19 protein-coding genes and 2 pseudogenes are annotated in these 24,225 nt (G+C 43.6%); 12 read left to right on the top strand and 9 right to left on the bottom strand.

Going from position 1 to position 24,225, the window contains the following annotated elements:
* Nucleotides 1–110: 110 nt before the first annotated feature.
* Together L5L94_RS08210 and L5L94_RS21870 are read right to left on the bottom strand one after the other, a co-directional pair.
* A complete protein-coding gene (locus tag L5L94_RS08210; protein ID WP_263162446.1) occupies nucleotides 111–1,043 on the bottom strand; it encodes an SGNH/GDSL hydrolase family protein in 933 nt (310 codons plus the stop codon).
* 437 nt (nucleotides 1,044–1,480) lie between these two features.
* Nucleotides 1,481–1,592, bottom strand: a pseudogene (locus L5L94_RS21870) (IS5/IS1182 family transposase); the annotation flags it as partial.
* 316 nt (nucleotides 1,593–1,908) lie between these two features.
* On the opposite strand from L5L94_RS21870, the gene L5L94_RS08205 reads away from it, so the two are divergent.
* A complete protein-coding gene (locus L5L94_RS08205) occupies nucleotides 1,909–3,120 on the top strand; it encodes a cytotoxic necrotizing factor Rho-activating domain-containing protein (protein ID WP_263162443.1) in 1,212 nt (403 codons plus the stop codon).
* A gap of 220 nt (nucleotides 3,121–3,340) precedes the next feature.
* On the opposite strand, the pseudogene L5L94_RS08200 reads toward L5L94_RS08205, so the two are convergent.
* Nucleotides 3,341–3,775: pseudogene (locus L5L94_RS08200) on the bottom strand (transposase); the annotation flags it as partial.
* 359 nt (nucleotides 3,776–4,134) lie between these two features.
* Between L5L94_RS08200 and greB the strand changes: the two are divergent.
* The 3 genes from greB (at nucleotide 4,135) to L5L94_RS08185 (ending at nucleotide 9,337) form a co-directional block, all read left to right on the top strand.
* Entirely contained in the window at nucleotides 4,135–4,638 is a 504-nt protein-coding gene (gene greB, locus L5L94_RS08195; protein WP_105250662.1) for a transcription elongation factor GreB, read from the top strand.
* A 152-nt stretch (nucleotides 4,639–4,790) separates the two neighbouring features.
* Complete coding sequence (locus tag L5L94_RS08190; protein WP_263162440.1) at nucleotides 4,791–7,154, top strand: Tex family protein; 2,364 nt, start codon at nucleotides 4,791–4,793, stop codon at nucleotides 7,152–7,154.
* Nucleotides 7,155–7,372: 218 nt separating this feature from the next.
* Complete coding sequence (locus L5L94_RS08185; RefSeq protein ID WP_263162437.1) at nucleotides 7,373–9,337, top strand: LTA synthase family protein; 1,965 nt, start codon at nucleotides 7,373–7,375, stop codon at nucleotides 9,335–9,337.
* A gap of 99 nt (nucleotides 9,338–9,436) precedes the next feature.
* On the opposite strand, the gene L5L94_RS08180 is transcribed toward L5L94_RS08185, so the two are convergent.
* A complete protein-coding gene (locus L5L94_RS08180; protein WP_173248241.1) occupies nucleotides 9,437–9,994 on the bottom strand; it encodes a hypothetical protein in 558 nt (185 codons plus the stop codon).
* 61 nt (nucleotides 9,995–10,055) lie between these two features.
* Nucleotides 10,056–10,850, bottom strand: a complete 795-nt coding sequence (gene bioH, locus L5L94_RS08175; protein ID WP_212599493.1) for a pimeloyl-ACP methyl ester esterase BioH — start codon at nucleotides 10,848–10,850, stop codon at nucleotides 10,056–10,058.
* Nucleotides 10,851–10,882: 32 nt separating this feature from the next.
* On the opposite strand from bioH, the gene L5L94_RS08170 reads away from it, so the two are divergent.
* From L5L94_RS08170 to nfuA, 7 genes are all read left to right on the top strand, one after another.
* A complete protein-coding gene (locus tag L5L94_RS08170; protein WP_263162434.1) occupies nucleotides 10,883–11,665 on the top strand; it encodes a ComF family protein in 783 nt (260 codons plus the stop codon).
* Nucleotides 11,666–11,842: 177 nt separating this feature from the next.
* Nucleotides 11,843–12,589 carry a helix-turn-helix transcriptional regulator gene (locus tag L5L94_RS08165; protein ID WP_263162431.1) on the top strand — a complete coding sequence of 249 codons (747 nt, stop codon included), beginning with the start codon at nucleotides 11,843–11,845 and terminating at the stop codon, nucleotides 12,587–12,589.
* A 2-nt stretch (nucleotides 12,590–12,591) separates the two neighbouring features.
* The gene (locus L5L94_RS08160; protein WP_219251885.1) at nucleotides 12,592–13,269 is read left to right on the top strand and encodes a response regulator transcription factor; all 678 of its coding nucleotides are present in this window, start codon (nucleotides 12,592–12,594) and stop codon (nucleotides 13,267–13,269) included.
* A complete protein-coding gene (locus L5L94_RS08155) occupies nucleotides 13,256–14,500 on the top strand; it encodes a sensor histidine kinase (protein ID WP_263162428.1) in 1,245 nt (414 codons plus the stop codon). The genes L5L94_RS08160 and L5L94_RS08155 overlap by 14 nt, the downstream gene beginning before the upstream one ends.
* Nucleotides 14,501–14,674: 174 nt before the next feature.
* On the top strand, nucleotides 14,675–15,439 hold the full coding sequence (locus L5L94_RS08150; RefSeq protein ID WP_219251883.1) for an outer membrane protein OmpK: 765 nt from the start codon (nucleotides 14,675–14,677) through the stop codon (nucleotides 15,437–15,439).
* Nucleotides 15,440–15,531: 92 nt separating this feature from the next.
* A complete protein-coding gene (gene urdA, locus L5L94_RS08145; protein ID WP_263162425.1) occupies nucleotides 15,532–17,280 on the top strand; it encodes a urocanate reductase in 1,749 nt (582 codons plus the stop codon).
* A 239-nt stretch (nucleotides 17,281–17,519) separates the two neighbouring features.
* Nucleotides 17,520–18,098 (top strand): Fe-S biogenesis protein NfuA, encoded by a 579-nt coding sequence (gene nfuA, locus L5L94_RS08140; protein WP_006079591.1) that lies wholly within the window; start codon nucleotides 17,520–17,522, stop codon nucleotides 18,096–18,098.
* 84 nt (nucleotides 18,099–18,182) lie between these two features.
* Here the strand turns inward: nfuA and L5L94_RS08135 are convergent, their stop codons facing one another.
* The gene (locus L5L94_RS08135; protein WP_263162422.1) at nucleotides 18,183–20,120 is read right to left on the bottom strand and encodes an alpha/beta hydrolase family protein; all 1,938 of its coding nucleotides are present in this window, start codon (nucleotides 20,118–20,120) and stop codon (nucleotides 18,183–18,185) included.
* 80 nt (nucleotides 20,121–20,200) lie between these two features.
* Nucleotides 20,201–21,568, bottom strand: a complete 1,368-nt coding sequence (locus tag L5L94_RS08130) for an MATE family efflux transporter (protein ID WP_219251881.1) — start codon at nucleotides 21,566–21,568, stop codon at nucleotides 20,201–20,203.
* Between the two features lie 22 nt (nucleotides 21,569–21,590).
* Between L5L94_RS08130 and L5L94_RS08125 the strand changes: the two genes are divergently transcribed.
* Nucleotides 21,591–22,637, top strand: coding sequence for a polysaccharide deacetylase family protein (locus tag L5L94_RS08125; protein WP_168827212.1), 1,047 nt, complete (start codon nucleotides 21,591–21,593; stop codon nucleotides 22,635–22,637).
* Here the strand turns inward: L5L94_RS08125 and L5L94_RS08120 are convergent, their stop codons facing one another.
* Entirely contained in the window at nucleotides 22,638–23,270 is a 633-nt protein-coding gene (locus L5L94_RS08120; protein WP_173497969.1) for an SCO family protein, read from the bottom strand.
* A 47-nt stretch (nucleotides 23,271–23,317) separates the two neighbouring features.
* A complete protein-coding gene (cyoE, locus tag L5L94_RS08115) occupies nucleotides 23,318–24,223 on the bottom strand; it encodes a heme o synthase (protein ID WP_263162418.1) in 906 nt (301 codons plus the stop codon).
* Nucleotides 24,224–24,225: the final 2 nt, after the last annotated feature.

Raw genomic sequence — 24,225 nt, 5'->3', positions numbered from 1 at the left:
TATTGTTTTTTTTAACATGGTGGCTAGGTTTCTTGTTGTTCTATAATAAAATTAAATTATTGCGTCTAATTAATATGGACGCAATAAAATCTTATGTAATTGATAATTTTTTAATTATCGGTTAATTTTCCAAATTTATAGATAATATAATCGCTCATTCGAGATGCTAACATTTGGTGTACCTCTTGGCTTGGATGAACTTCATCATGAAATACATGCCGATGTGCAGGATCAAAAGCTTTACTCGTGCCAAAGATATCCACATAACCGACACTATTTGCTGTGTGAGTGTCATAACCTACCTTATCAGCTTTATCTAGTAATTCAGTAAATTGATTATCGAAATCGAAAAACTGTATATTTACTCCTTCGGCCTTATATCGCTCCGCGAGTTCTGCTATTTTTTGGCTTAGGCTAGCATTATGTTCACTGGCGAGAGCACTATTACTGGTGCGATATGTTTCGTCTTGTTTTTGGGCATAGGCTGTCTTCGTGAAGTCTGGAATCCCTGTAACTAAGATGTTTTTTATTTTTTTATTTCCCACTAATTTAGTGATTTGTTTCTCGTAACAGTGTACCACTTTTTGAGTGTCTTTCTTATCGAACGTCATATAATCGTTGCTGCCCAGAGCGAGTATGACTAAGTCATCAGATTTAAAATCATGTTTTTTAATTTGACGTTCCATGTTGGAAATAAACCAGAAGGTGGGATTTAACTTGGAATATTTAGCCGCTACAGCACCACCTTCGGCATAATTTACCAGTTCTTTATTCAAATAGGCAGGTGAAGATATAAAATCTGGCCATACGAAACCATTGGTAAAACGTCCAGCGTGATATTGTTTAGAGGAAAGCATTATTCCCAAGGTTTTTGATTTCATTCGGCCTTCTGAATCCGATAGACTATCTCCTATCACGACCAAACGTTTAATATGATTCAGTGATGCGTGATCATGAGGGGTTAATATATTAGAAAGCCTTTGTTGACGCTCTTGGTGATCATTTACTGCGACTTCAAATAAACGGTGGCTGAAGTCTGTCATCTGAGTGGGTCCATCAATCGTATCCTGTGTCGATACAGGTCCCTTCACCACACTATTATGGTGCTGATACTTTAGTCGTGAGTGTGGAGATTGGGATGATGCTAATAGAGGCCGAACATGTTTTATTGAGATTGTAGGATTGCGGTGTTGGGTGTTCGTATTGAGTGGTACGAATATTGTTCCTTGAACTATGCGAAATGGCATAGGGATATTTCCTATTGGTTATCTGTCAGTTTTATGACTATCAGACTTATTAGACAGATGTACACCATAAAAATAATGAAATACTCTGATGATTATTGAATTAGAGCTTGAGGTCTGTATCTATATGGTTTCTAGACGATCATACTGTATTGGCTTGAAAATATTTTTCTATCCAAGAGGCCTTATTACTTAAATCACTCTCCAGTGACCCCATTCCTACCTTGTTTCCTGTGCTAATTGACCCTCTGGCGGATGGGCATAGCTAGCCTTATGACTTGTTCATCACTTTTAAACCTGACTGTTGTAATCCCGCAGACTCAATTTCGGGCTGATGGACTGTTTATAACAATTTACCGATATAGCTCACCTTTACATGGTGAGTATTTTAAAGGTGAGGTAGCAGCATTAGCCATTTATAGTCACCACCTATGCATTGTATTTACTAATTTTTATTTTTTTCAAACGTGTTTTCTGTGGCTAATGTTTAAGTCTATCAATCCTGCTTAGTGAAGGAGGAGTGATAATATTTATTCATGTTTATTCACGTTAGTTCTCTTAAATAGTTTTTGATAATTAAAAGTGATGAAATGTTATATTTTTTCATTAAGGAAATATACTGATATCGAATATGCTCATTTTTTAACTCAGTGGAAAACTTGACATGCGCATGAATATATTTAGTAAAGCTAACTCTTATGACTTATTGACGCCGAATTTAAAAAATAGCGATAATGCGTCACCGATTCAATTGGTTTCTGTTCGTCCGTTGACTGAACAAGAGAAGAAAAATTTAACAAAAAATAAAACTTATTCTAACTTTATTAAAAATAACAAATCAATCAAGTCTGTAACCGTACTGACTAAAATTAAATCTTTATTTGATAATAGCTCTGGTAAGAACAAAATGTTAAGTAAGCGAGGCTTAACTATTGAAGTTAAAAAAGGTTCAACCGAAGAAGCAAGTGCTCAATGGAAAAATGACCCGCTACGAAATCACTTCAAGTCTGCAGACTTATCGTCACACAGCCTATTATCGGACAAGCAAACTGTTCTTAAAGGTCAATTGTCACCCTTAATCGGTAAGGGGATTATTGGTTGTCATAAAAAATACGAATACTTGCCTTTTCCTATTACTCATATTCAAAATGATAAGGATGGTAAACATGTATCTTCGGATACTCTTGAAAGTAAAGCTGGGTTAGGATATTACACTGGCGAGCATATCGCACCGGAAGAAATAATTCCAGGGAGCCCAATTGGGCAGTATTTTCATCAAGCATTATTTGATAAAAACTTGCACATTCTCGCTATTGATAATGGCAATAAAGGTACTTTTGGTATCTCATTTGATTTAAATCAAGTCAAAGAGGGCCAGCCTATTTTAGTTCATTGTAGGAGTTTGTCGGGTTGCTCAGTTGTGTTTGCCACTAAATCGAATAAGTTATTTGCTTTCCATGCTGGTCAACGCCCAAATGAAAAAGAACATTGGATTACAGCCGAGAAAGGTGCGGAATCGATTGCACAAAGTGCTGATTTTTTAGCTAATGGCACATCAAATACTTTATCATGTACTAATAACCAAGAGTTAGTAAGTTATTTATCAAACCATTTTGACCAATCTGCTTTTATTTATTGTGGTCACGGAGAGTCAGTCATGAGCCAACCCAATGTAAGCTGCTTTGATTATAACATGGGACCACAGCGAGATGAACCCCGTGTAGGAAATGCCATGGCTTTAGTTAGTAAAAATAAAGGTAAAATCAGTGTGAATGTATTAGGAGATGATCTTGGTATAGATAGCGGTAGCTTTGAAACACGATCATTGCAACATTCGATGTTCGCATTATTTACTGACAAATCGTTTTCTCGTTAATTGGCTAATTTTGCTCTATTATATTAACTAATTAAGCAGCTAATCAGTAGGAAACAACTATTAGCTGCTGAAAATGTTATTAAGAAAATTGTTGATTTTTTAAAAAGTCATTTATTAGGTTAAATTATAACTAGCGGTCGTTGGTTTTTTCTTTGAACTATAAAGTTTCTGAAAGCTTACGGCTAAATTGCGTGGCTATACGTATCTACAGTTTACGCTACACTCGGCGCTTCCCATCTGTCCCATGCTTTTTAATTTTCCACTCGCCTTCGCCATCGATTTTCAAGTCCGTCGAGTGGATAGCAAAGTGTTCAATGGGGCTTCTTGTCTTGGTTTTGAAGGCGATATTTACGCTTTTTGCTCGCTTGATGATATAGGTGTAATGAGAGCAAGATAGTTGGATGTCGCCTAGTTTAAGCACTGAATTGATAAGGCCTTGCAGGGCTCGCAACGGCATAGAGAAAACATGTTTAACCATCCGGTGGTAATAAGCTAAGGTCACTAAACAAGCGGGGACGCCTTTATTGCAATGCTCAGTTTTCGTTTTCCACATTGCGATAGCCTCTTCATCAATCCAGAAGGTAAGCAAACCACGGTTTATCAAGGCTTGGTTATAGCGTTTCCAGTGAGTGGTTTTGTCGTGAGGTTTTGGCACGATTGATAGTGAAGAAAGTGGATTATGCTGATCAGATCAGCAGACAGTGTTTTAGTTCAATCGATTTAGGAAACAAAGCTCTTTTATAGCCCAAGCTGACCAGCAATAACCGCCAGCTTAATGATGCGCAATACAGCTATTGTATTTATTGGATTGATATTGATAGAAAACAGTAATGTATCAGTCGATCGAAGCTGAAATGGTTACTAAATTGGCATCAGTGAAAGAGGTGATTTAAAAGCCATTATGCACAGAGATGATTTAGTGAGTTAACTTTAGCGTCCAGTCTGAGTATCATCAGTCTAATATATTATCCCGCATCAATTGTGGTCGTTTAATCCAACGATTGAGTAATGAGTATGAAAGCGCATTTGATCACCCGACAGGGTTGGCAAACTTTAGATAAAGAATTGAAGTATTTGTGGAAGGAATATCGGCCGCAAATCACCCTTAAAGTCCAAGAAGCGGCGGCGCAGGGCGACCGTAGTGAGAACGCTGACTACACCTACAACAAGCGTTTGTTAAGACAAATTGATGGCCGAGTCAGATACTTAGTTAAGCGGTTAGAAGAATTAAAAATCGTCGATTACTCGCCGCAACAGGAAGGCAAAATATTCTTTGGCGCTTGGTTTGAGCTTGAAAATGAAGCAGGTGATCGAGTGCGTTATCGGATCGTCGGTAAAGATGAGCTCGATACAAAATTAGGCTATATCACCATCGACTCGCCCATGGCGCGTGCCTTAATCGGCAAGCAAGTGGATGATGAGGTGCTAGTGCAAACGCCATCGGGTCCAAAAGAGTGGTATATCAATCAGATCCGTTATACCCCTTTTGAAACTACTCTCGCCAGCGAGGCGAATTAACCACAGAGTTGCCGCTGTTAAAATAGCGGCGGTAGTCACGGGATTGCGGGAAAGATCAATTGACCTAGGCTTTAGCATGAAACATACGGGGCGCCTGTGGTATCTTTGGCGCAATAACGACTTACTTTACAGTTAGGCACGACACTTTATTTATGCAAACTAATGCACATAACATCGCTCTGATTATCGCTCAAGAACTGAATGTTCGTGAGCAACAAGTTGCCGCAACCATCACTCTGCTCGACGATGGTGCGACAGTTCCCTTCGTTGCCCGCTACCGTAAAGAAGCCACGGGCGGTTTAGACGATACACAACTGCGTACCTTGTACACGCGTTTAGGTTACCTGCGTGAGCTGAACGACAGACGCCAAGTGATCCTGTCTAGCATCCAAGCTCAGGGTAAGTTAACGCCAGAATTACAATGGGCGATTGACGAGGCAGACAGTAAGACACGTCTCGAAGATTTATACCTGCCCTTCAAACCTAAGCGTCGTACTAAGGGCCAAATCGCTATTGAGGCTGGGCTTGAGCCATTAGCCGATGCATTACTGGCTGATCGTAGCGTAGATGTCGAGACTACAGCGGCAGGCTATATCAATAGCGAAGCGGGTTTTGCCGATGTTAAAGCTGTGCTCGAGGGCGCGCGTTATATTCTGATGGAGCGCTACGCCGAAGACGCTGAATTACTGCGTAAAGTGCGTGAGCATTTAAGCCAAAACAGTGTGTTAGAAAGCCGTTTAATTGCAGGAAAAGAGAAAGAAGGCGCGAAGTTCCGCGATTATTTTGAGCATACAGAACAGTTAGCTAAGATCCCATCACACCGTGCGCTGGCTATGCTGCGTGGGCGTAATGAAGGTTTCTTAACCTTATCTATGAATGCCGATCCAGCCGCTGAAGCGGGCCAAGGTAGTTACTGCGAAGTGATTATCTGTGATCATTTAGGGCTGAAATTAGGTGATAGCAGCGTTGATCAATGGTTGAAAACTGTGGTGACGGCGACATGGCGTATTAAGATTGCCCTGCAGATGGAAACTGAGTTTATTTCGCAAATGCGCGAACGCGCTGAAGCCGAAGCGATTAAAGTTTTCGCCCGTAATCTAGGTGATTTATTGATGGCCGCTCCTGCGGGCGCGAAAGCCACCATGGGACTCGATCCTGGTTTACGTACCGGTGTTAAAGTCGCTGTGGTCGATAACACAGGTAAGTTGTTGTGCCATGCGACTATTTTCCCACACGCACCGCAAAATCTGTGGGAAAAGTCGATCCGTACTTTGGCTAACTTAGTCAAAATGCATAAGGTTGAGCTGATTGCGATTGGTAACGGCACTGCATCACGGGAAACTGACAAGCTGGCCGCTGAGCTGATTGCCGAAGTGAAAGATACCCATCCACATTTGACCAAAGTGATGGTCAGTGAGGCGGGTGCGTCTGTGTATTCTGCATCGGAATTGGCGGCGTTGGAGTTTCCTGATCTTGATGTGTCGATTCGTGGCGCTGTGTCTATCGCCCGCCGCTTGCAAGATCCATTAGCCGAGTTGGTGAAGATTGAGCCTAAGTCTATCGGTGTCGGTCAATATCAACACGATGTGAGTCAAAGCCAATTATCGGGTTCGCTGGAAGCCGTGGTGGAAGATTGTGTAAACGGCGTGGGTGTAGATCTCAACATGGCCTCAGTGCCGTTATTGTCACAAGTGGCTGGTTTAAATAAGACGTTAGCGAAAAACGTGGTCGATTATCGCGATGCCAATGGTCAGTTTAAGAATCGTAAAGAGCTGCTGAAAGTGCCGCGTTTAGGGCCTAAAGCCTACGAGCAAGCAGCGGGTTTTTTGCGTATTCGAGAAGGGGACAATCCACTCGATGCCTCGTCTGTGCATCCAGAGGCTTATTCGCTAGTGGAAACTATCGCTAAGACTAAGCAAGTAGAGTTGGCGAGCCTGATGGGTAACTCTGATTTGCTGCGCAGCATCAAGGCAGAAGAGTTTATTACGGCGGAATTTGGTTTGCCGACGGTGACGGATATTTTAGCCGAACTGGATAAGCCAGGACGCGATCCCCGCGGTGAGTTCAAAACCGCTAAGTTTAAAGATGGTGTTGAAGAACTTAAGCATCTGAAACCCGAAATGGTACTCGAAGGCGTAGTGACCAACGTGACTAATTTTGGTGCCTTCGTCGATATTGGCGTACATCAAGATGGACTCGTGCATATCTCTTCTCTAACCGACAAGTTCATCAGCGACCCGCACACTGTGGTGAAAGCGGGAGATGTGGTGAAAGTCAAAGTGATGGAAGTTGACGTTGAGCGCCGCCGTATCGGTTTGAGCATGCGTTTGGATGAAGCTATCGACCAGAGCAAGCCACAGCAAAGACCACACAATCCTGCCAGAACTAATCATGGTAAAACACCGCAGTCAGCGAAACCGGCTGCGCGTCCTGCGCAGAAGCAAACACCTAAAGCGCCAGCAAACGCGGCCATGGGCAATGCCTTTGCCGATGCCTTCGCTAAGCTGAAAAAGTAGACGCTGTAATGTTAATACTCGGACATACGTCATGTCCGAGTCGACTTTTTAACCTGTTACTCACAAAATTGTTGCATAAATGCCGTCTTAGGGAATATAAAGTCGGCATTTAATGCAACGTTAAGCAAAATCGGTTGTCATAGCACAGCTTATTCACCGATTTTTCAAATTGACACTCCAAAGCAGAGTGGCTCTTTTTACACGTTTTGGGGTAACACATGCAATCTGGTTTATCACCTCGTGGGCGAAACAATGCCCATGGGCCTTTTCGCGCCATCTTTATCTTTTCGTTATTAGTGCTTTTCATTGCCACCGCGAGCCGTATCGCTTTAGGGCTGTGGCAAGCCGATCGCGTGGCCGCTGTGGATGGTTGGTCGCATCTCTTAATTCAAGGTTTACGCGTCGATATCGCTACCCTGTGCTGGTTATGGGGTATTGCTGCCTTAGGAACCGCATTATTTTCAGGTGATCATTTTATTGGCCGTCTGTGGCAGCCGATTTTACGGGTGTGGTTAACCGTCGGTCTGTGGATAATGCTGTTTTTAGAAGCATCGACCCCCGCTTTTATTGAAGAATACGGTTTTCGTCCGAATCGTTTGTATGTGGAATATCTGATCTACCCGAAAGAAGTGCTTTCTATGCTGTGGGCGGGTCGTAAGCTTGAGCTTATTTTCTCAATATTATTAACCATAGGTACACTCTGGGGCGGTTGGGTTCTCAGCGGTAAACTGACGAAAAACCTGCGCTTTCCACGCTGGTATTGGCGTCCAGTATTAGCGTTAATCGTTATCGCAATTACGATATTAGGTGCCCGTTCAACCTTGGGTCATCGTCCGCTTAACCCCGCTCTGGTGGCCTTTGCTGACGATCCATTGGTGAACTCTTTAGTGATTAACTCTGCTTATTCCTTGGTGTTTGCCATCAAGCAGATGGATAGTGAAGAAGATGCTTCTAAAGTGTATGGCAAGCTAGATAACGCGGAGGTTATTGCAACGATTAGGCAGGAAAGTGGTCGCCCTGAAAGTGCCTTTACTTCAACGGATATCCCATCACTGAGCTTTAACCAAGCCAGTTATACTGGTAAGCCAAAGAACTTAGTGATCCTACTGCAAGAGAGCTTAGGCGCCCGTTTTGTCGGCAGTTTAGGTGGGTTACCCCTGACACCGAATATCGATGCCTTGTCTAAAGAAGGTTGGTATTTCGATAACTTGTACGCTACTGGTACACGATCTGTACGCGGAATCGAAGCCGTGACAACAGGTTTTACGCCAACGCCAGCTCGCGCTGTGGTGAAGCTAGGTAAGAGCCAAGTTGGCTTTTTCAGTATTGCTGAATTACTTAAAAATCATGGATATACCACGCAGTTTATTTATGGTGGTGAGAGCCATTTCGACAATATGCGTAGCTTCTTCTTGGGCAACGGCTTTAGTGACATTATAGATCAGAAAGATTACAAATCTCCGGCCTTCGTGGGTTCGTGGGGCGCGTCAGACGAAGATTTAATGCGCAAGGCCAACAGTGAGTTTGAGCGTCTGCATAGTGAAGGTAAGCCTTTCTTTAGTTTGGTGTTTAGTTCGAGTAACCATGATCCATTTGAATTCCCAGATGATCGTATCGAACTTTATGAACAACCTAAGCAAACTCGCAATAATGCGGCGAAATATGCCGACTATGCGGTTGGTGAGTTTTTCAAATTGGCGAAAAACGCAGACTATTGGAAAGACACGATTTTTATCGTGGTTGCCGACCATGACAGTCGAGTGGGTGGCGCGGATCTGGTGCCAGTGTCACGTTTTCGTATTCCGGGATTAATTCTTGGGGATAATGTTGCACCAAAACGCGATCATCGTATTGTGAGCCAGATTGATTTACCGCCAACACTGTTATCATTGATTGGTATTTCAGACTCTTATCCTATGCTGGGCCGAGATTTGACCCAAGTCAGCGATGATTGGCCTGGACGCGCGTTAATGCAATACGATAAAAACTTTGCCCTGATGGAAGGTAAAGATGTAGTGATCCTGCAGCCAGAAAAAGCGGCTCAAGGTTTCGAATACAATGAAAAAACTGAGCAGTTAACGCCTTATGCGCCAGCCGCTGCAGCGCTAGAGAAGAAAGCCTTAAGTTGGGCATTGTGGGGCAGTTTGGCCTACCAGCAAGAGCTGTATCGTTTGCCTAAATAAGCGTTAAACAGAATGGAAAATGCCGCTATTTTTAGCGGCATTTTTGTTTATCATTCAGGTTAATTTTGTGCGCAAACGGATTCATACGATTGGAATAGGTTAAATCCACGTCGACATAATAGATTCTTGCTCTGGCTGAGTCTGTTGTTGATAGAACTGACTAATGCGTTGCCCAAGTTGTTGATAAAATTGACTCGATTCGCCTTGAAGCGATTGCCTTGCCGTACTGCTGGTATTCGCTTTGGCGTTACTGCTGGCATAATTTGCCGCACCTTGACTGACCTTTAAGCGTATATCCTTACGTTGCAGCGCCGCTTGGCCTCTTGCAGCAATTTTTAGCGTTTTAGGTAAAACACGCTCGGCCACTACAAGGGGCGCTTTTTTCTCTTGCTGTTGTTGGTTCTGTTGCTGTGAGGATTGCTGTTGCTGCTGTTTTTCTTGAACTTGTTGCTGATTATGCTCGAGCGTTTTCGCCTGTTGTTGAGCTTGATCCGCAGTGCGTTCATTCTGTGGATTAAAGGCGCGTTCTTCGTGACCTTTAGTTGCAGCTTGTGGTGGGATGACCACAGGTTTCAGTTGGTTGTCGACCCGAGCCGAGTCCGTCGCGACATTACTGGTCGCTAGCGGGACTTGGGGGTAGTTACTGACAACTAACATGGGAAATTCCTTGGCACATTAATGGTTAAATACTAGTCATTAATCGCTCAAAGATAAAGCGTTAACGTGTCTGTAACGTTAACCAAGGCATAAATACCTGCAAAAACTCCTGCTGATGGGAAATAAAGGGCGCGTGAGAGGCTTTGGCGAGCATCACATCCTCACTTTGAGCTGTGATGGGCATTTTAGGTGGTACGCGTTTGGGTACTAGCCCGTCGAGTCGGCCCCAGATCCTTAGCCAAGGTTGTTGCAACTCTATCAGTTGCTGCCTTAAGTCGACGTCGGTCAGCATATTTAGGCCTTGAGTTAAGGCTCTGGCATTGGGTAAAGGGCGTGCGAGGACAAGATCGCGCAGTTGTTTGATGTCTTCTTTGGCGGTTTCGCTACCCATGGCTTGAATCGCCAGAAATCTCTCTATAGTTTTAGGTAAATTTTGGCCGAGTTGTTCTCTAAATTGATTGAGGACTTGTGGCGGAATGCCCGGCCATGCTTCGTCCTCCCTTGCCATAAAGCAAGGGGATGAGGCAATAGTAATCAAGCCTTTGATTTTTTGTGGATAACTTAACGCTGCCTGAGTCGCAACGAGCCCACCGAGTGACCAGCCGGCCCAAATAGCGTGTTCAGGCAATGCAGCGACCAAGGTATCTACCCAGGTTGATAGGCCACCTTCAACCATTTGGCTATGGCCAAAGCCCGGCAAGTCTACATAGTGCACCCTATACTGAGACAGTGACTCATGTAATGGCGTAAACACAGCGCTATTCACTCCCCAACCGTGAAGCATCACCAGATCTGGCCCTTGGCCGCTGATTTCAATATGCAAATTTGCTTGGTTTGTGGATGTCACTTGGCTCACTTGAGTGCCTCAAAAATGGATTAGGTGAATGTATGCCGTACTTTGTCAAAAGGATTTGGTCGCAATCTGCTTTGCGGGTAATGCGTTTAGGCTATCAACTCGGTACAAGGTGGTTGGCGGGCAGTTTACCTAACCGTTGCCTGCTGTGCCACCAATCCATATCACTTCCCGAGACTGGCATTTGCGCCGTTTGTCTTCAATCTGGCTTATATCATGGGCCTATTTGCTTAGGTTGCGGTAAGTCGATGCAAATAGAAGTCGATTATTGCGGTGAATGCCAAAAGCGTCAGCCACGTAAAGTCATTGCGCCTTGTAGTTATCATCAAGGTTTGGGTGCTTGGGTTGGTGCGATTAAATATCAAGGTCAACTTGCCGCTTTGCCCGTGCTGTGTCGCGCCTTAGTGGCACGACTTAAGGTATTAGAACAGCAAGGATTAATCTCGCTGCCTCAAGCGATAGTGCCAGTTCCATTGCATCCAAAACGTTTGCAACAACGGGGATTTAATCAGGCGTGGTTAATTGCCCATGACTTATCGCAGCTCTTGCAACTGCCATTAGTGAGCGAAGGGTTAACGCGTCAACAAGACACTCGACCGCAGGCGGGGCTTTCGGGGGCGCAGCGACGACGCAACTTACATGATGCCTTTATGTTAGCGGATGATTTTGCGTTCCAGCGTATTGCATTGGTGGATGATGTGGTCACCACTGGCACTACAGTCTCTGAAATTGCTCGCTTATTCGAAGCGCGTTATGTGCATGTTCAAGTATGGTGTTTGGCAAGGGCTGAGGCGCCAGGCTTGTTGGATGATATTTAAAAAGGTTAAAAGCATTGCTCCATTATATCTTTGTGTATGTCAAAATTATGTCAAAAATACTGCGTAAACATGAATAAGTTTTAATTTTGCGACAAGATGTAAGTATCTGTATCAATGGGTTTTGTTTATTTTTTGTATTGAGATACCTTCCTATATTATTTCGTTTGGAGGGTATTTATGGACGCTAAACTGGCGCGATCAAATGCAGATACGGCATCAACGCTGAAGGACGTTATTCAGGCGATAAACTACTCTTTAAAGCTACATGGTTTTTGTGGTTTCTGGTTTCAAGGAGTTCCACATTGTGCGTATGAAAATTATCACTTTCCAAAAGATACCAATCTGTTCTCTCCTACGGCACTAAGAAAACCTATCGCCAGCATAGCTTCTTCCCATGTCATAGCTGAATTACAGCATTTTTATTTAAATCAGATAGCCTCCCATGATTTCAATTTTGGTTTTTCATTGGATACTTCAAAATCTTATATGTATAGATTCACGAGTGAAAAAAATGATAAGACCAGCTTACTGTTTAGTAAGCATAATATTCAAAGTGTTTTGAGCTGGCCCATCTCATGCCACTCTAATCGTCATTGGGCAGGCCGGTTTATACTACTTAGCCATCTTAGTGCTTCGGAGGTGGTATTAGAGGGATTGGCAGACACTTTAAAGGAAGCTCAAAACAAGCTTTTTGAATGTAATAAACAATTGTTCAATCCATTTCTACAAAGCTCTCTGCTTAAAGATAATGCGAGAGATATCCTACTTATGGTCGCAAACGGTCTTCAAAACGACGAAATTTCAACTCAGCTCCCGATAAGTGTCAGAGGAGTTGAATATCATATGGAATCCATGCGTAAGAAATTTGGGGCTACAAATAGAGCAAATTTAATCCATTTAGCCCATCAATATGAGTTGATCTAAATATGTTGATATTACTGGTTGAAGATAATCGACTTCTTTCTAACAACATCATTCAATATCTTGAATTGAGTGGTATAGAGTGTGATTACGCTTTCAACCTGGCACAAGCGGATATGCTCATTAGTCAGCAGCAGTTCGACGCTATTATTCTCGATCTAAATTTGCCGGATGGTGATGGGATTGAAGCGTGTGAACGCTGGAAAGCACAGTGCATTACCTCACCAGTAATCATGTTAACTGCACGTAGTAGTCTGAATGATCGCTTGAGTGGGTTTGCTGTGGGCGCGGACGATTATTTAGTAAAACCCTTTGCAATGGAGGAACTGGTCGCGCGATTGAAGGTGGTTGCTCAGCGTCGTCCCGCGCCCCAAAGGTTGACTATTGGCGACCTAGAAATCGATTTTGCAAACCACATGGTGTATCGGCAAGGGCAACAGCTGGCTTTGTCTAAAACCGGATGGCAGATCCTGGCTTTATTAGCTAGGCGTAGTCCAGAAACGGTGAGTAGAGAAGAGATTGAGCGAATGCTTTGGCCCGACAGTACACCTGATAGTGATAGCTTGCGCAGCCATATTCATCTTTTGCGCCGAGTGATCGATCGCCCCTTTGAACGGCAAATATTACATACGATTCGTGGCGTCGGTTTAAGCCTTAGAGATGATATCAATGCAAGCGCCTAAACTTAGCCTCAAGCGTAGTTATCAAGTGTGGGGAGTTATTTTTCTATTAATAACCTTAGGTGTAAATAGTTTTATCCCGCTTTGCATGATGTGTGCAGGTATGATTTCTATGCATGAAGTCACAATGCACAATGCAGGGCAAGCGGCTGAAGCATTACTGAAGCTGGCGGAGCCAACTCAGCAATCATTACTTCATCAACCACTTCTAAAAACCGATAACTTAACAGTCTATCCTCATTGGCGAGATATTCCGCTGCAAATTCGTGAGTTAAGTAACAATGAAGTCTTAACTGATGCGAGCACAATTCACTATGAGCATGCAGAAGGTCCCATTGTTAACGCGTTAAGTGTGTACTACACCCAAACTGGCCAGCCGCTCTACGTTTGGCTGCAGTTTAGTGTTACCCATGATTTGCACTTTGCCCCTAAAAATATGACGGCGATCTTGCTGCTTGTCTTGATAACCTTTTGTGCCAGTGCAAGCTTAGCGTTTTATATGCAAAGTAAAGTGATTACGCCTGTTCATCAAATTAGTCATGCGATTAAACAACATGATTGGGAAGGAGGAGGAAAACTGAGTTTACCAGAACAAGAATATGCTGAATTAAAAGCTATTGTTGATGCTTTAGATAACTCGATTTTACAACTTCAGGAGGCTCAGCAGCGAGAACTCAATTTTTTACGTTTTGCTAGTCATGAGTTACGTACGCCAGTCGCCATATGCCAATCTTCATTCGAAATCCTCGCATTACAACAAGGTGAGCTTACGGGGGCAACTCTGTATGCTTCCCAAGCGACCAATCAAATGAAGTCACTCATTGAAACCCTACTATGGTTAACTAATAAAGAGTGTTCAAACCTAGAAAAGGAAAACGTAGCATTATCGCCTTTACTTACCAGTATTATCGAGGAGCAGCAACGGGTACATGGTTATGAGCAAAAAATTCAATTATTATGTGACGATACTTGCTTGCCAGTTCAGCTTCATCCGCTAAAAATCATATTAAGCAATTTATTAAGGAATAGTATTGAGCATGGTGGGATGGATATTCGCATTACTCAAGATGCTTGTTGTATAGAAATAATCAATTCCTACAATAGTAAGGGCCGCCATGGATTTGGTTTAGGGCTTTTACTAGTGAAACGTCTCGCTAATCAACTGGGTTGGATTTTTACTAGCTCATCTGCAAATAATTTATTTACAGCTAGGCTGGTCATATCTAATAACTAAAGAATGGGAACTATAGATTTACTGCATTAAACCACACACTTTTAAAATGCAAAAGCGCCGTTGGGCTTAGATCACATAGTCATCATGCTATTCGTAGTAACTTTATTATATAAAGTTTACTGGTCGATAAGTATTTTAAAATACTTCCTAGAATACATGATTGAGAGGGGCTCTATGTGTAAAAAAAGTGTGGCATCTATTTTAGTCAGTGCAATTATTTTTAGTGGTTCAGTATATGCTGATGTGAATAAAACGAGCGTGGATTTAGGTTATAAGTTTTATACTAGTGCCGCAAAAAATGATAACCCAGGTGTTTTTAATCAACCTTTTGTAAAGTTGAATCATTTAGGCATTGCTGATTGGGGTACTTACTTTGCTAATCTTAAGCTCGAAAACCCTGCTGAAATCGCGGAAAATCAGAAGAACCTTGATGGTAAAACTACCATTAAGTCATTATTGATACTTGAAAATAAGCTGGGAGAGTCGCAGTTCAACTTCTGGACTCAGAACTTTATCTCTGCGAGTGAAACGCTAGTTGAAGATAATCTTTACTTAGGTATTACCCATAATGCAAAAATTCAAAATTTATCACTAAACTATGGTGTCGGTTTAAATTATACCATTGGTAGCTTTTCCCCCACATCAGAGAAGTTTAATGATCTGTCAGGTTATGCCATGGTTTTAAATGCAAAGTACCCATTTGAGTTGCTAGGTTTAAAAAATAGTTTAAGTTTGAATTATGAAGCACAAATTGATAGGGATAAAGCGCATCAATCATTATTTTCATATGACAGCTATGGCCATCAGATAATTACAACATTACAAACAAGCCTCACAGGTTCAATATTTTCAAAGTTATATATCACCCATTATGATAGCTGGGGTTCGCAATATAATGATGGGATTGAATACGGTATATCTGTTGGTTATCAGTTTTAACGGTTTATCAAATAGGTTGAATTTTTGATAAGTAGAATCTCATTTAATTTGATGCTGTTCTAGTTTTCATTAAAAATAATAAGGGAATTGTAATGCATTATAAAAAATCCATTATTGGTATTGCTGCCACGGCAACAGCAATTATTGTCGGCTGCCAAGTTACCCATCAAATAGTAAAAAGCCAGGGAACCGCTCAAGGCAAGCATGGCGAAGTGCAGGTCGAAACCACATTCAAAGACGGACACATTGTGGCGATTGATGTACTAAAGCAAAAGGAAAATAAGGTCCTTGCTGGTGCCGTATTTAAAGATGTTAAACAGGCAATTATTGATAATAACTCTATCGAGGTTGACGGTATTGCAGGCGCAACCGTAACGTCTAAAGCGCTTAAAGAAGCTGTGGGTAAAAGTATTGAAGCCGCAGGTGTTACGTTAGTTGCTGTCGCTTCAGCTAAAAAAAATGAAGCATTAACACCAGCAGAATATACCTATGATGTGGTGATTATTGGCTCGGGTGGTGCAGGTTTCAGTGCTGGTTTAGAGGCTATGGCCGCAGGCCGCTCCGCCGTTATTATTGAAAAGATGCCTATTATCGGCGGTAATTCTTTGATTTCTGGCGCTGAGATGAATGTGGCCGGTAGTTGGGTGCAAAAAAATATGGGAGTTACCGATAGCAAAGAGCTGTTTATTAGCGACACGCTAAAAGGCGGCGATTTCAAAGGTGACCCTGAAATGGTTAAGACCATGGTCGATAATGCGGTTGATGCTGCTGAGTGGTTAAGGGATTACGTCAAAGTAGAATTTTACCCAGATCAATTATTTCAGTTTGGTGGACACAGCGTGAAACGTGCGCTTATCCCTAAAGGTCATACCGGAGCAGAGGTGATCAGCAAGTTTTCTATTAAAGCTGAAGAAGTAGGCTTACCAATTCATACCAATACTAAGGCTGAAAAGTTAATTCAAGATCAAACGGGCAGAATTGTGGGTGTAGAAGCGATTCATAATGGCAAAACGGTAACCTACTATGCAAAACGCGGTGTTGTGATTGCCACAGGTGGCTTCTCGTCTAACATGGAAATGCGTAAAAAATATAACCCAGAGTTAGATGAACGTTATGGCAGCACTGGTCATTCAGGTGGTACTGGTGACGGTATTGTGATGGCAGAAAAAATACATGCAGCAGCTAAAAATATGGGATATATCCAGTCATATCCTATTTGTAGCCCAACCTCGGGTGCGATTGCCTTGATTGCAGACTCTCGCTTCTTTGGTGCGGTGTTAATCAACCAGAAGGGTGAGCGCTTTGTTGAAGAATTGGAACGCCGAGATGTGATTTCACAGGCCATTCTAGCCCAACCAGGCCGTTATACTTATGTGCTCTGGAACCAAGCTATTGAAGATGTTGCCCATACTGTTGAAATGCATCAAGGTGAACTGAAGGAATTCACAAAAGACGGGCTAATGTATAAGGTCGACACCTTAGAAGAAGCTGCTAAAGTCTTTAATATTCCTGAAGATAAGCTGTTATCAACGATTAAAGACGTTAATCGTTATGCCGCAACAGGAAAGGATGAAGCCTTTAATCATCGCTCAGGATTGGTTGATTTAAGTAAAGGACCTTATTGGATTTTAAAGGCGACACCTTCTGTGCACCATACTATGGGTGGACTAGCGGTTGATATACGTACTCGTGTACTTGATGAACAAGGAAAGGTGATTCCGGGCTTGTTTGCTGCGGGTGAAGTGACTGGTTTAACCCATGGAACCAATCGACTCGGTGGTAATGCTTACACTGATATCATTGTCTTTGGTCGTATCGCGGGACAAGAAGCGGCTAAATAGTTTGTATTTTATGTCTGGCTTAAAGCGACCCAATTGGGTCGCTTTTGTTTGTAAATGATGCAGTTCACTCGCGTACAACACATTCGTTTAAAGCTTGTTTATGATGAATAAATCGTGATCGCTATGGCAAAAATCCATAAACTTGCTATCCAAAGGACTACAAAGCGAAGGTGAGTCGGAGTATCATACTGCTAATTCTTACTAAAACACTCAGGTATCCCCTGACGGAGCAGGTTTTCATGATTACCATTTCCGATGCGGCTCAAGCCCATTTTGTTAAGTTGTTAGCAGATCAACCTGAAGGCACTCATATTCGCGTATTTGTGATCAGTCCAGGAACCTCGCAAGCCGAGTGTGGTGTGTCTTATTGTCCACCAGATGCAGTGGAAAGTGATGATATTGAAATCGAGTTCACTGGCTTCAATGCTATGGTCGATGAGAAGAGTGCACCTTTCCTTGAAGATGCCACTATTGATTTTGTGACTGACCAATTAGGTTCACAACTCACGCTCAAAGCACCTAACGCAAAAATGCGTAAAGTGTCTGGTGATGCACCTTTAGTCGAGCGTATCGAATACGTGATCCAATCAGAAATCAACCCTCAGTTAGCTGGCCATGGTGGTAATATCATGCTTGTTGAAATCACTAAAGAAGGCGTGGCTGTACTGCAGTTCGGCGGTGGTTGTAACGGTTGTTCTCAAGTTGATATCACCCTGAAGGATGGTATCGAAAAACAATTGTTAGACATGTTCCCAGGTGAGTTGACTGGCGTACGTGACGTGACAGATCACCAACACGGTGAACATTCTTACGCTTAATCTTGTTTGTTGAGCTGAATGAAAAACGCGACCTCAGAGTCGCGTTTTTCATATTTGGCTTTCGCTTTAAGTGCAGTTGTTCAGTTATAACTTAGGGTTAAGATTGTCAGCTAAGAACTTATCTAAGGCTTTAAACGTCGCGAGTCTGTTGTCGTTATTGCTCAGGTAATGATCACCATTTTCCAACTCAATATACTCCACTGGTTTATTCAGTGATTTGAGCTCGTCATACATTTCTCGGCTATGTTGAACCTTAACGACTCTGTCTTTATCGCCATGTAGCAGTAATACTGGGATGTTAATTTTATCTGCTTTACTGATAGGTGAGCGCTCATAGAGGGCATCGAGATCATCTCCTATTTGTTCTTTAACCACTTCATAGTTGGTATGTCTGCGGCTTGATTTTACTAGGTAGGCCACATCGGTCACACCAGCCACACTGATGGCGCAACGGTAAAGATCGGGAGTCATAGCAGCCCCCATTAAGGCCGCGTAACCACCATAACTCGCACCGGCAATACAAATGCGTTTAGGATCGCTAATCCCTTGAGCTATTAGGTAACGAGTCCCGTCTTCAACATCGTTTTGCATTTCGAGACCCCAGCTTTTTAGGCCAGCCTTCATAAACTCATAGCCGTAACCTGCCGACCCCCTGAAATTCATTCGAAATACCGCATAACCACGATTAGCGAAAAACTGTGCCCAGTAGTCAAAGTCGTTACTGTCATAACTGATCGGGCCGCCATGGGGGAAAATAATCGTCGGTAGCTGTTTGGCTTCGAGTCCCTTTGGTACTGTTAGGTAAGCATCGATTTTGAGCTTATCCCTTGCTTCGTAAGTTAGATGTTGGGTGTTGGCGAGTAGCTCACTATTGAGCTTGCCGTATCTGTTCGCGATGGGATATAACGTTTTTTCGTCCCTATCGCCGAAATAATAGGTGCCAGGCTCGGTCGAGCTGGTGGAATACACTATGTAGCGGCGTTCATTTGCACTGAATTGAGTAATATAGTTGTGAGCATCGGGTAATACAGCCTTAAGACCATTTTGTAGTCCGACATATTCTGTTTCCCAGAAGGTGTATTCCTCGCCGTCGCCTTCACTGATACCAATGACTTTTTTCTTTAATTGCGAGTAGAGTAAATCCCCTTCGACGTCAGTTGCTTCATTGGCGTAAACTAACTCTTTTCTAAGATTAGGGTCGGTCAGGTTCACTTTAAAAATGGCTTCGAAACCTTGGTGATAGGCGCGAACGTAGAGGATATTAGGGTCTGCATCAAAACCTAATGGCCAAACCGTGTCCTCAGAGAAGGCTTTAAAGGTCCAAAGCAAGCGTGAATCACTCTTTTGCTCGGCCTGTTCATAAATACGGTACTCAGTATCATCGTTGTAGATAGAAATTCGGACTTTGTGCTGCCTGTCGGTAATCCAACTTATAATCTTCTTTTTAGCATTTTGGGTGTAACTGGATTTCCCCTGCGCTAAATTGACTTTCAGAACGCTGTCTTCGCCTACGTTTTCGCCCATTCCGTCTAATGACAGTAAAATATTATCGGGATCATCTGGCATAAGATCGATAATTTGCCCCTGATGTTGCGGGATCCAATTAAGACGGTCTAAGACGCTGCGCGGAAGGACACTCGAGGTCTTTTTCGTGGTCAAATCATACTTAACAAGGCGGGTTTCGGTTGTAGGTGTACCGTAACGGTTAGCCGGAAACTTAGCACTGATCAGTAAGATATTATCGTTTGCCCACTGCAGAGACAGGATGACAAATTTTTGATTATCCGTGTGCAGCGGAATGCTTTTTTCGCCTGTTTCTATATCTTGGATACTAACGACAGTACCTTTGAGTTTGGCTTGATCGACCCGTACAACAGAAGCGATTTTTTTGCCATTAGGCGAGAGCTGCACAGAGCTAACATCTGGGATGCTTGCAAAGGCTTCAGCGGGTAATTGTGGCGCAGTGTTGGCAACCGTATAGTTACATAGCCACAGCAATAGCAGCGGTAAAATCCTTTTCATTATCGATTCACATCTTCGTTACAATTGTAAAATCAACATAATAATGATTTTGAGATTAGTAAACTACTGTCTTTACAGATTTATTTATGTAAAAAGGCCTGACTGAAATAATAATGCCCTGCGAGCGTTAGGCTTCTGACGATCATAAAGACACTCATCGCGGCCCAGAGGGCATGGTTGCCTTGCTCTGGTAGTAATAGCTGCTGCAGTAAATACCATGTTGGGAAAAACGCGCCAAAGGTGGCGAGTATCATGCTATTGCGCATCACTTTTCCTTTAGCGGCACCTATGTAAACACCATCGAATAAATACGAGCTAAAGGACCATAAAGGCAAGAATATTAGCCAGATAAGATAGGTTTGCGCAGTGGCTCTGACCTCATTAATACTGGTCAATAACGCGATAATATTACTGCCAAAAAGACTAAATACAGCGCAGAATCCTAGTGCCGTTATGGCCGACCAGCACCAAGCTAAGATCACAGCTTCCCTTAATTGTTCTGCCTGTTTTTGCCCATAGGCTCGACCGACTTCTGCCTCGGCATAATAGGCTATACCATCTAGAGCGTAGGAGATTAATAGCAGTAAATTCAATAACACGGCATTGGCCGCAACGGTATTATCACCTAGACCTGCACCATGGAATGTCATAAAGGCAAAAGCTGCCTGCAAACAGAGGCTGCGGACAAAAATATCTGTGTTGAGCCTCAGTAATTTGCCATAACCCGTTAAGGTGACATGGGGGAATAGCTGAGATAAGTGAAACTCGGGTGCGCGCTTGAGTTGTTGTAACACCATAGTGAGTGCGACTGAGAAAGCGGTGATATCGGCAAATACTGAGGCGAGGGCAGCGCCTTTAACGCCCCAACCCAAGCCGAGGACAAACACCACATCGAGAATAATATTGGCAAGGTTGGCTAAAATCAACTGCCACATGGCGGCTTTAGGTTGTTGTCGCCCTAAGAGCCAACCTAACATCACTAAATTGAGCAGGGCGAAGGGCGTTGACCAAATTCGTACCTGAAAATACTCGCGGCAATAGCGCTCGACTTCGCTACTCGCTTCGGATAATCCTAACGCTAAATCCAATATCGGGACTTGCAGTGCGATAACGCCTGCGCCCAATAACATCGCTAGCATAGCGCCTTGGACTAAGAGCTTGTGCTGGGCGTGAAGATCGTCAGCACCAAAGGCTTGCGCGACTAAACCTGTCGTCGCCATACGCAAAAATCCCAATAACCAAATGATTAATGTGATAATCGTTGACCCGACAGCGACTCCCCCTAAATAATAGGCCTCACTCAGATGACCTATAACAGCCGTATCGACTAAGCCCAACAGCGGGATAGTGATATTGGAGAGTATCATCGGCAGGGCGAGCGCCAGTAACTGGCGATTTTTCGCGCCGTTGAGCATGAGGTCGAGCCAAGTTGATTTAGCAGTATTCATTAATTTCAGAGGTGTTCACATTATGGTTAAACGTGTGCTGTTGGCACTCATAGGGCTAATGACGTTTTCTGCCCATGCCGTGGTCATTCTGCAATATCACCATGTGTCAGAAACCACTCCGGCGGCAACCAGCGTTACGCCCGCGCAATTTCGTGAGCAAATGCAGTTTCTCGTCGATGACGGCTTTAAGGTGATCCCGCTTTCTAAAGTGGTTGAAGCGATCAAGCAAAAACAAGATTTACCCGCTAAAACAATCGCAATTACCTTCGATGATGGTTATCGCAGTATAGCGACTACGGCGCATCCTATCCTAAAGGAATTTGGATTCCCCTACACCTTGTTTGTGGCAATTGAGCCGATTAAACAAAAGTTTACCGAGATGATGACTTGGGATGAACTCATCACATTATCCAAGGAAGGCGCCGATATTGCTAATCACAGTTGGGCGCACGAACATTTGATCCGCGCCTTAGAAAATGAATCACAGGCGCAGTGGTTAGCGCGGATAAAAGCCAATATCTTAGATACAGAAAAGGCGATTGCAGATGCCACTGGGCACAATTTTAAAATGCTGGCGTATCCCTACGGTGAGTACAATCAAGCGTTGCAGGATATGTTAACTGAGAACGGCTTTGTCGCTTTTGGGCAACAGTCCGGTGCCGCCGGGCCCTATTCGCCATTAACGGCCCTGCCGCGTTTCCCCGTTGCTGGACAATATGCTGACCTAAAAAGCCTTAAGGCAAAGTTATACAGCTTAAATATGCCTGTGATTGCACAAACCCCAAGTGATCCTGAGTTAAAGGGTGGCCATTGGCGTCCTGAGCTTAAAGTGACCCTCGATATGAGTGATATCTCTGCTAAGCAAGTGATGTGTTACATCCAAGGTCAAGGCTCAAAACAGCCGACTTGGCTCAATGAAAACGAGTTTAGTGTTCAAGCGGATTTAGCCTTGCCCGCGGGGCGCTCGCGTTATAACTGCACAGCGCCGAGTAAGGCGCGCAATGGCTACTATTGGTTTTCTCAGCCTTGGGTAAGACCAAAGGACGATGGCTCTTGGGTTAAAGAGTGATCAGCGGCTAGGTTTGTATTGCGCCACTATTTTTTCAAAATCGCTAATTAATTTATCATTTAATACCTGCGGCGGTTTGCCTAACGCTGCCGTAGGTTTAAATACCGCAACTCGCGTTCCCTGCGGCGACACCAAAACATAACCCGCACTATGGTCGACTTGGTAATTTTCTCCTTCACCCACCATGGCATAAGTGAGTCCTAAGCTGCGGGTGAGGGGAAATATCTGCGTTTGTTCACCCGTTACCGCTTTAAACTCTGGATTGAAAAAATTCACATAGGTCAGGAGTTTATCCTGTGTGTCCCGTTTGGGATCGACGGATAAAAACACTACCTGCAATGGCGCTATTTTGTTTAGATCAGGATAAGCCGCCGCAAGTTTATTTAAGGTCGTAGGGCAAATGTCGGGACAAAAGGTAAAACCGATAAAAAATAAGCTCCATTTCCCCTGCAAACTGGCATTGGTAAAAGCTTGCTTGTGTTGATCAACCAATTCAAAGGGCGCTAATTCATAGGCCTGTGGAAACAGAAAACCGCTCTCTAACTCGATAGGTTTTGGGGGATTAAATTTCACCGCAAATAGGCCGCCAAGACCGAACAACAAAATGGCGATGACTAAAATTCTTTTCTGCATTATTCGCTCCATAAATACAGGTTAGCGCGACAAACTCGTTCCATACACTAGTTCCACAAATAGTGGTCTAGCAGTAATGCCATAAATAACAACATTAAATGGTAGATAGAGAAGCGGAACACTTGCATCGCTAAGCTATCATGATCCCGATATTTAAGTTGCCATGCTTTATAGATAAATCCCGTACTGAGTAAACTCGAGCTGACGAAATACACTGGCCCACACATACCAACCAGCACAGGTAACAGGCAAGCAATCGCCAGCAATACTGTGTAGAGCAAGATGCAGGTTTTCGTAAATTCGACACCGTGGGTGACTGGTAGCATGGGAATATCTACTTTGGCATATTCGGCGCGTCTGTGAATGGCCAGTGCCCAAAAATGTGGCGGCGTCCACGTAAAAATGATGATCACTAGCAATAACGCATGGCCGTGAAATTCGTTCGTTACTGCCGTCCATCCCAGCAGGGGGGGCATAGCTCCCGCAAGGCCACCGATCACAATATTTTGTGATGTTGCGCGTTTCAAATAGGCAGTATAAACCAAGGCATAGCCAATCAGGCTGGCAAAGGTCAGCCAAGCTGTGAGTGGATTGCCTAAGGAATATAAGACGATAAAGCCAAGACTACCTAAGCTAGCGGCGAAAATTAACGCGCGTGTGGCCGAAATACGCCCTTTGGGTAGCGGGCGATTGTAGGTGCGTGCCATTAAGCCATCGATACGGCGATCGATCAGATGATTCAACGCCGCCGCTGAACCTGCCATCATAGCAATACCCAGCATACCGGCGATTAAAGGTTGAACGGGGACCGCATGGGGGACAGCAAGACACATGCCTACTAAGACAGTGAGCAGCATCAGTGCGACGACTTTAGGTTTGGTCATTTCAAAATAGGCGCGCCATGTTACGCTGAAAGTGGGCAGGCTACTGGTGATTGAGAGTGGTTTTGCCATCT

Origin of the sequence: Shewanella sp. SM21, assembly GCF_025654335.1 — a bacterium.
In the GTDB taxonomy this organism is placed as follows: domain Bacteria; phylum Pseudomonadota; class Gammaproteobacteria; order Enterobacterales; family Shewanellaceae; genus Shewanella; species Shewanella oncorhynchi.
Note: the sequence above shows the minus strand (reverse complement) of the source record. Positions and strands in the feature narration are given on the sequence as shown.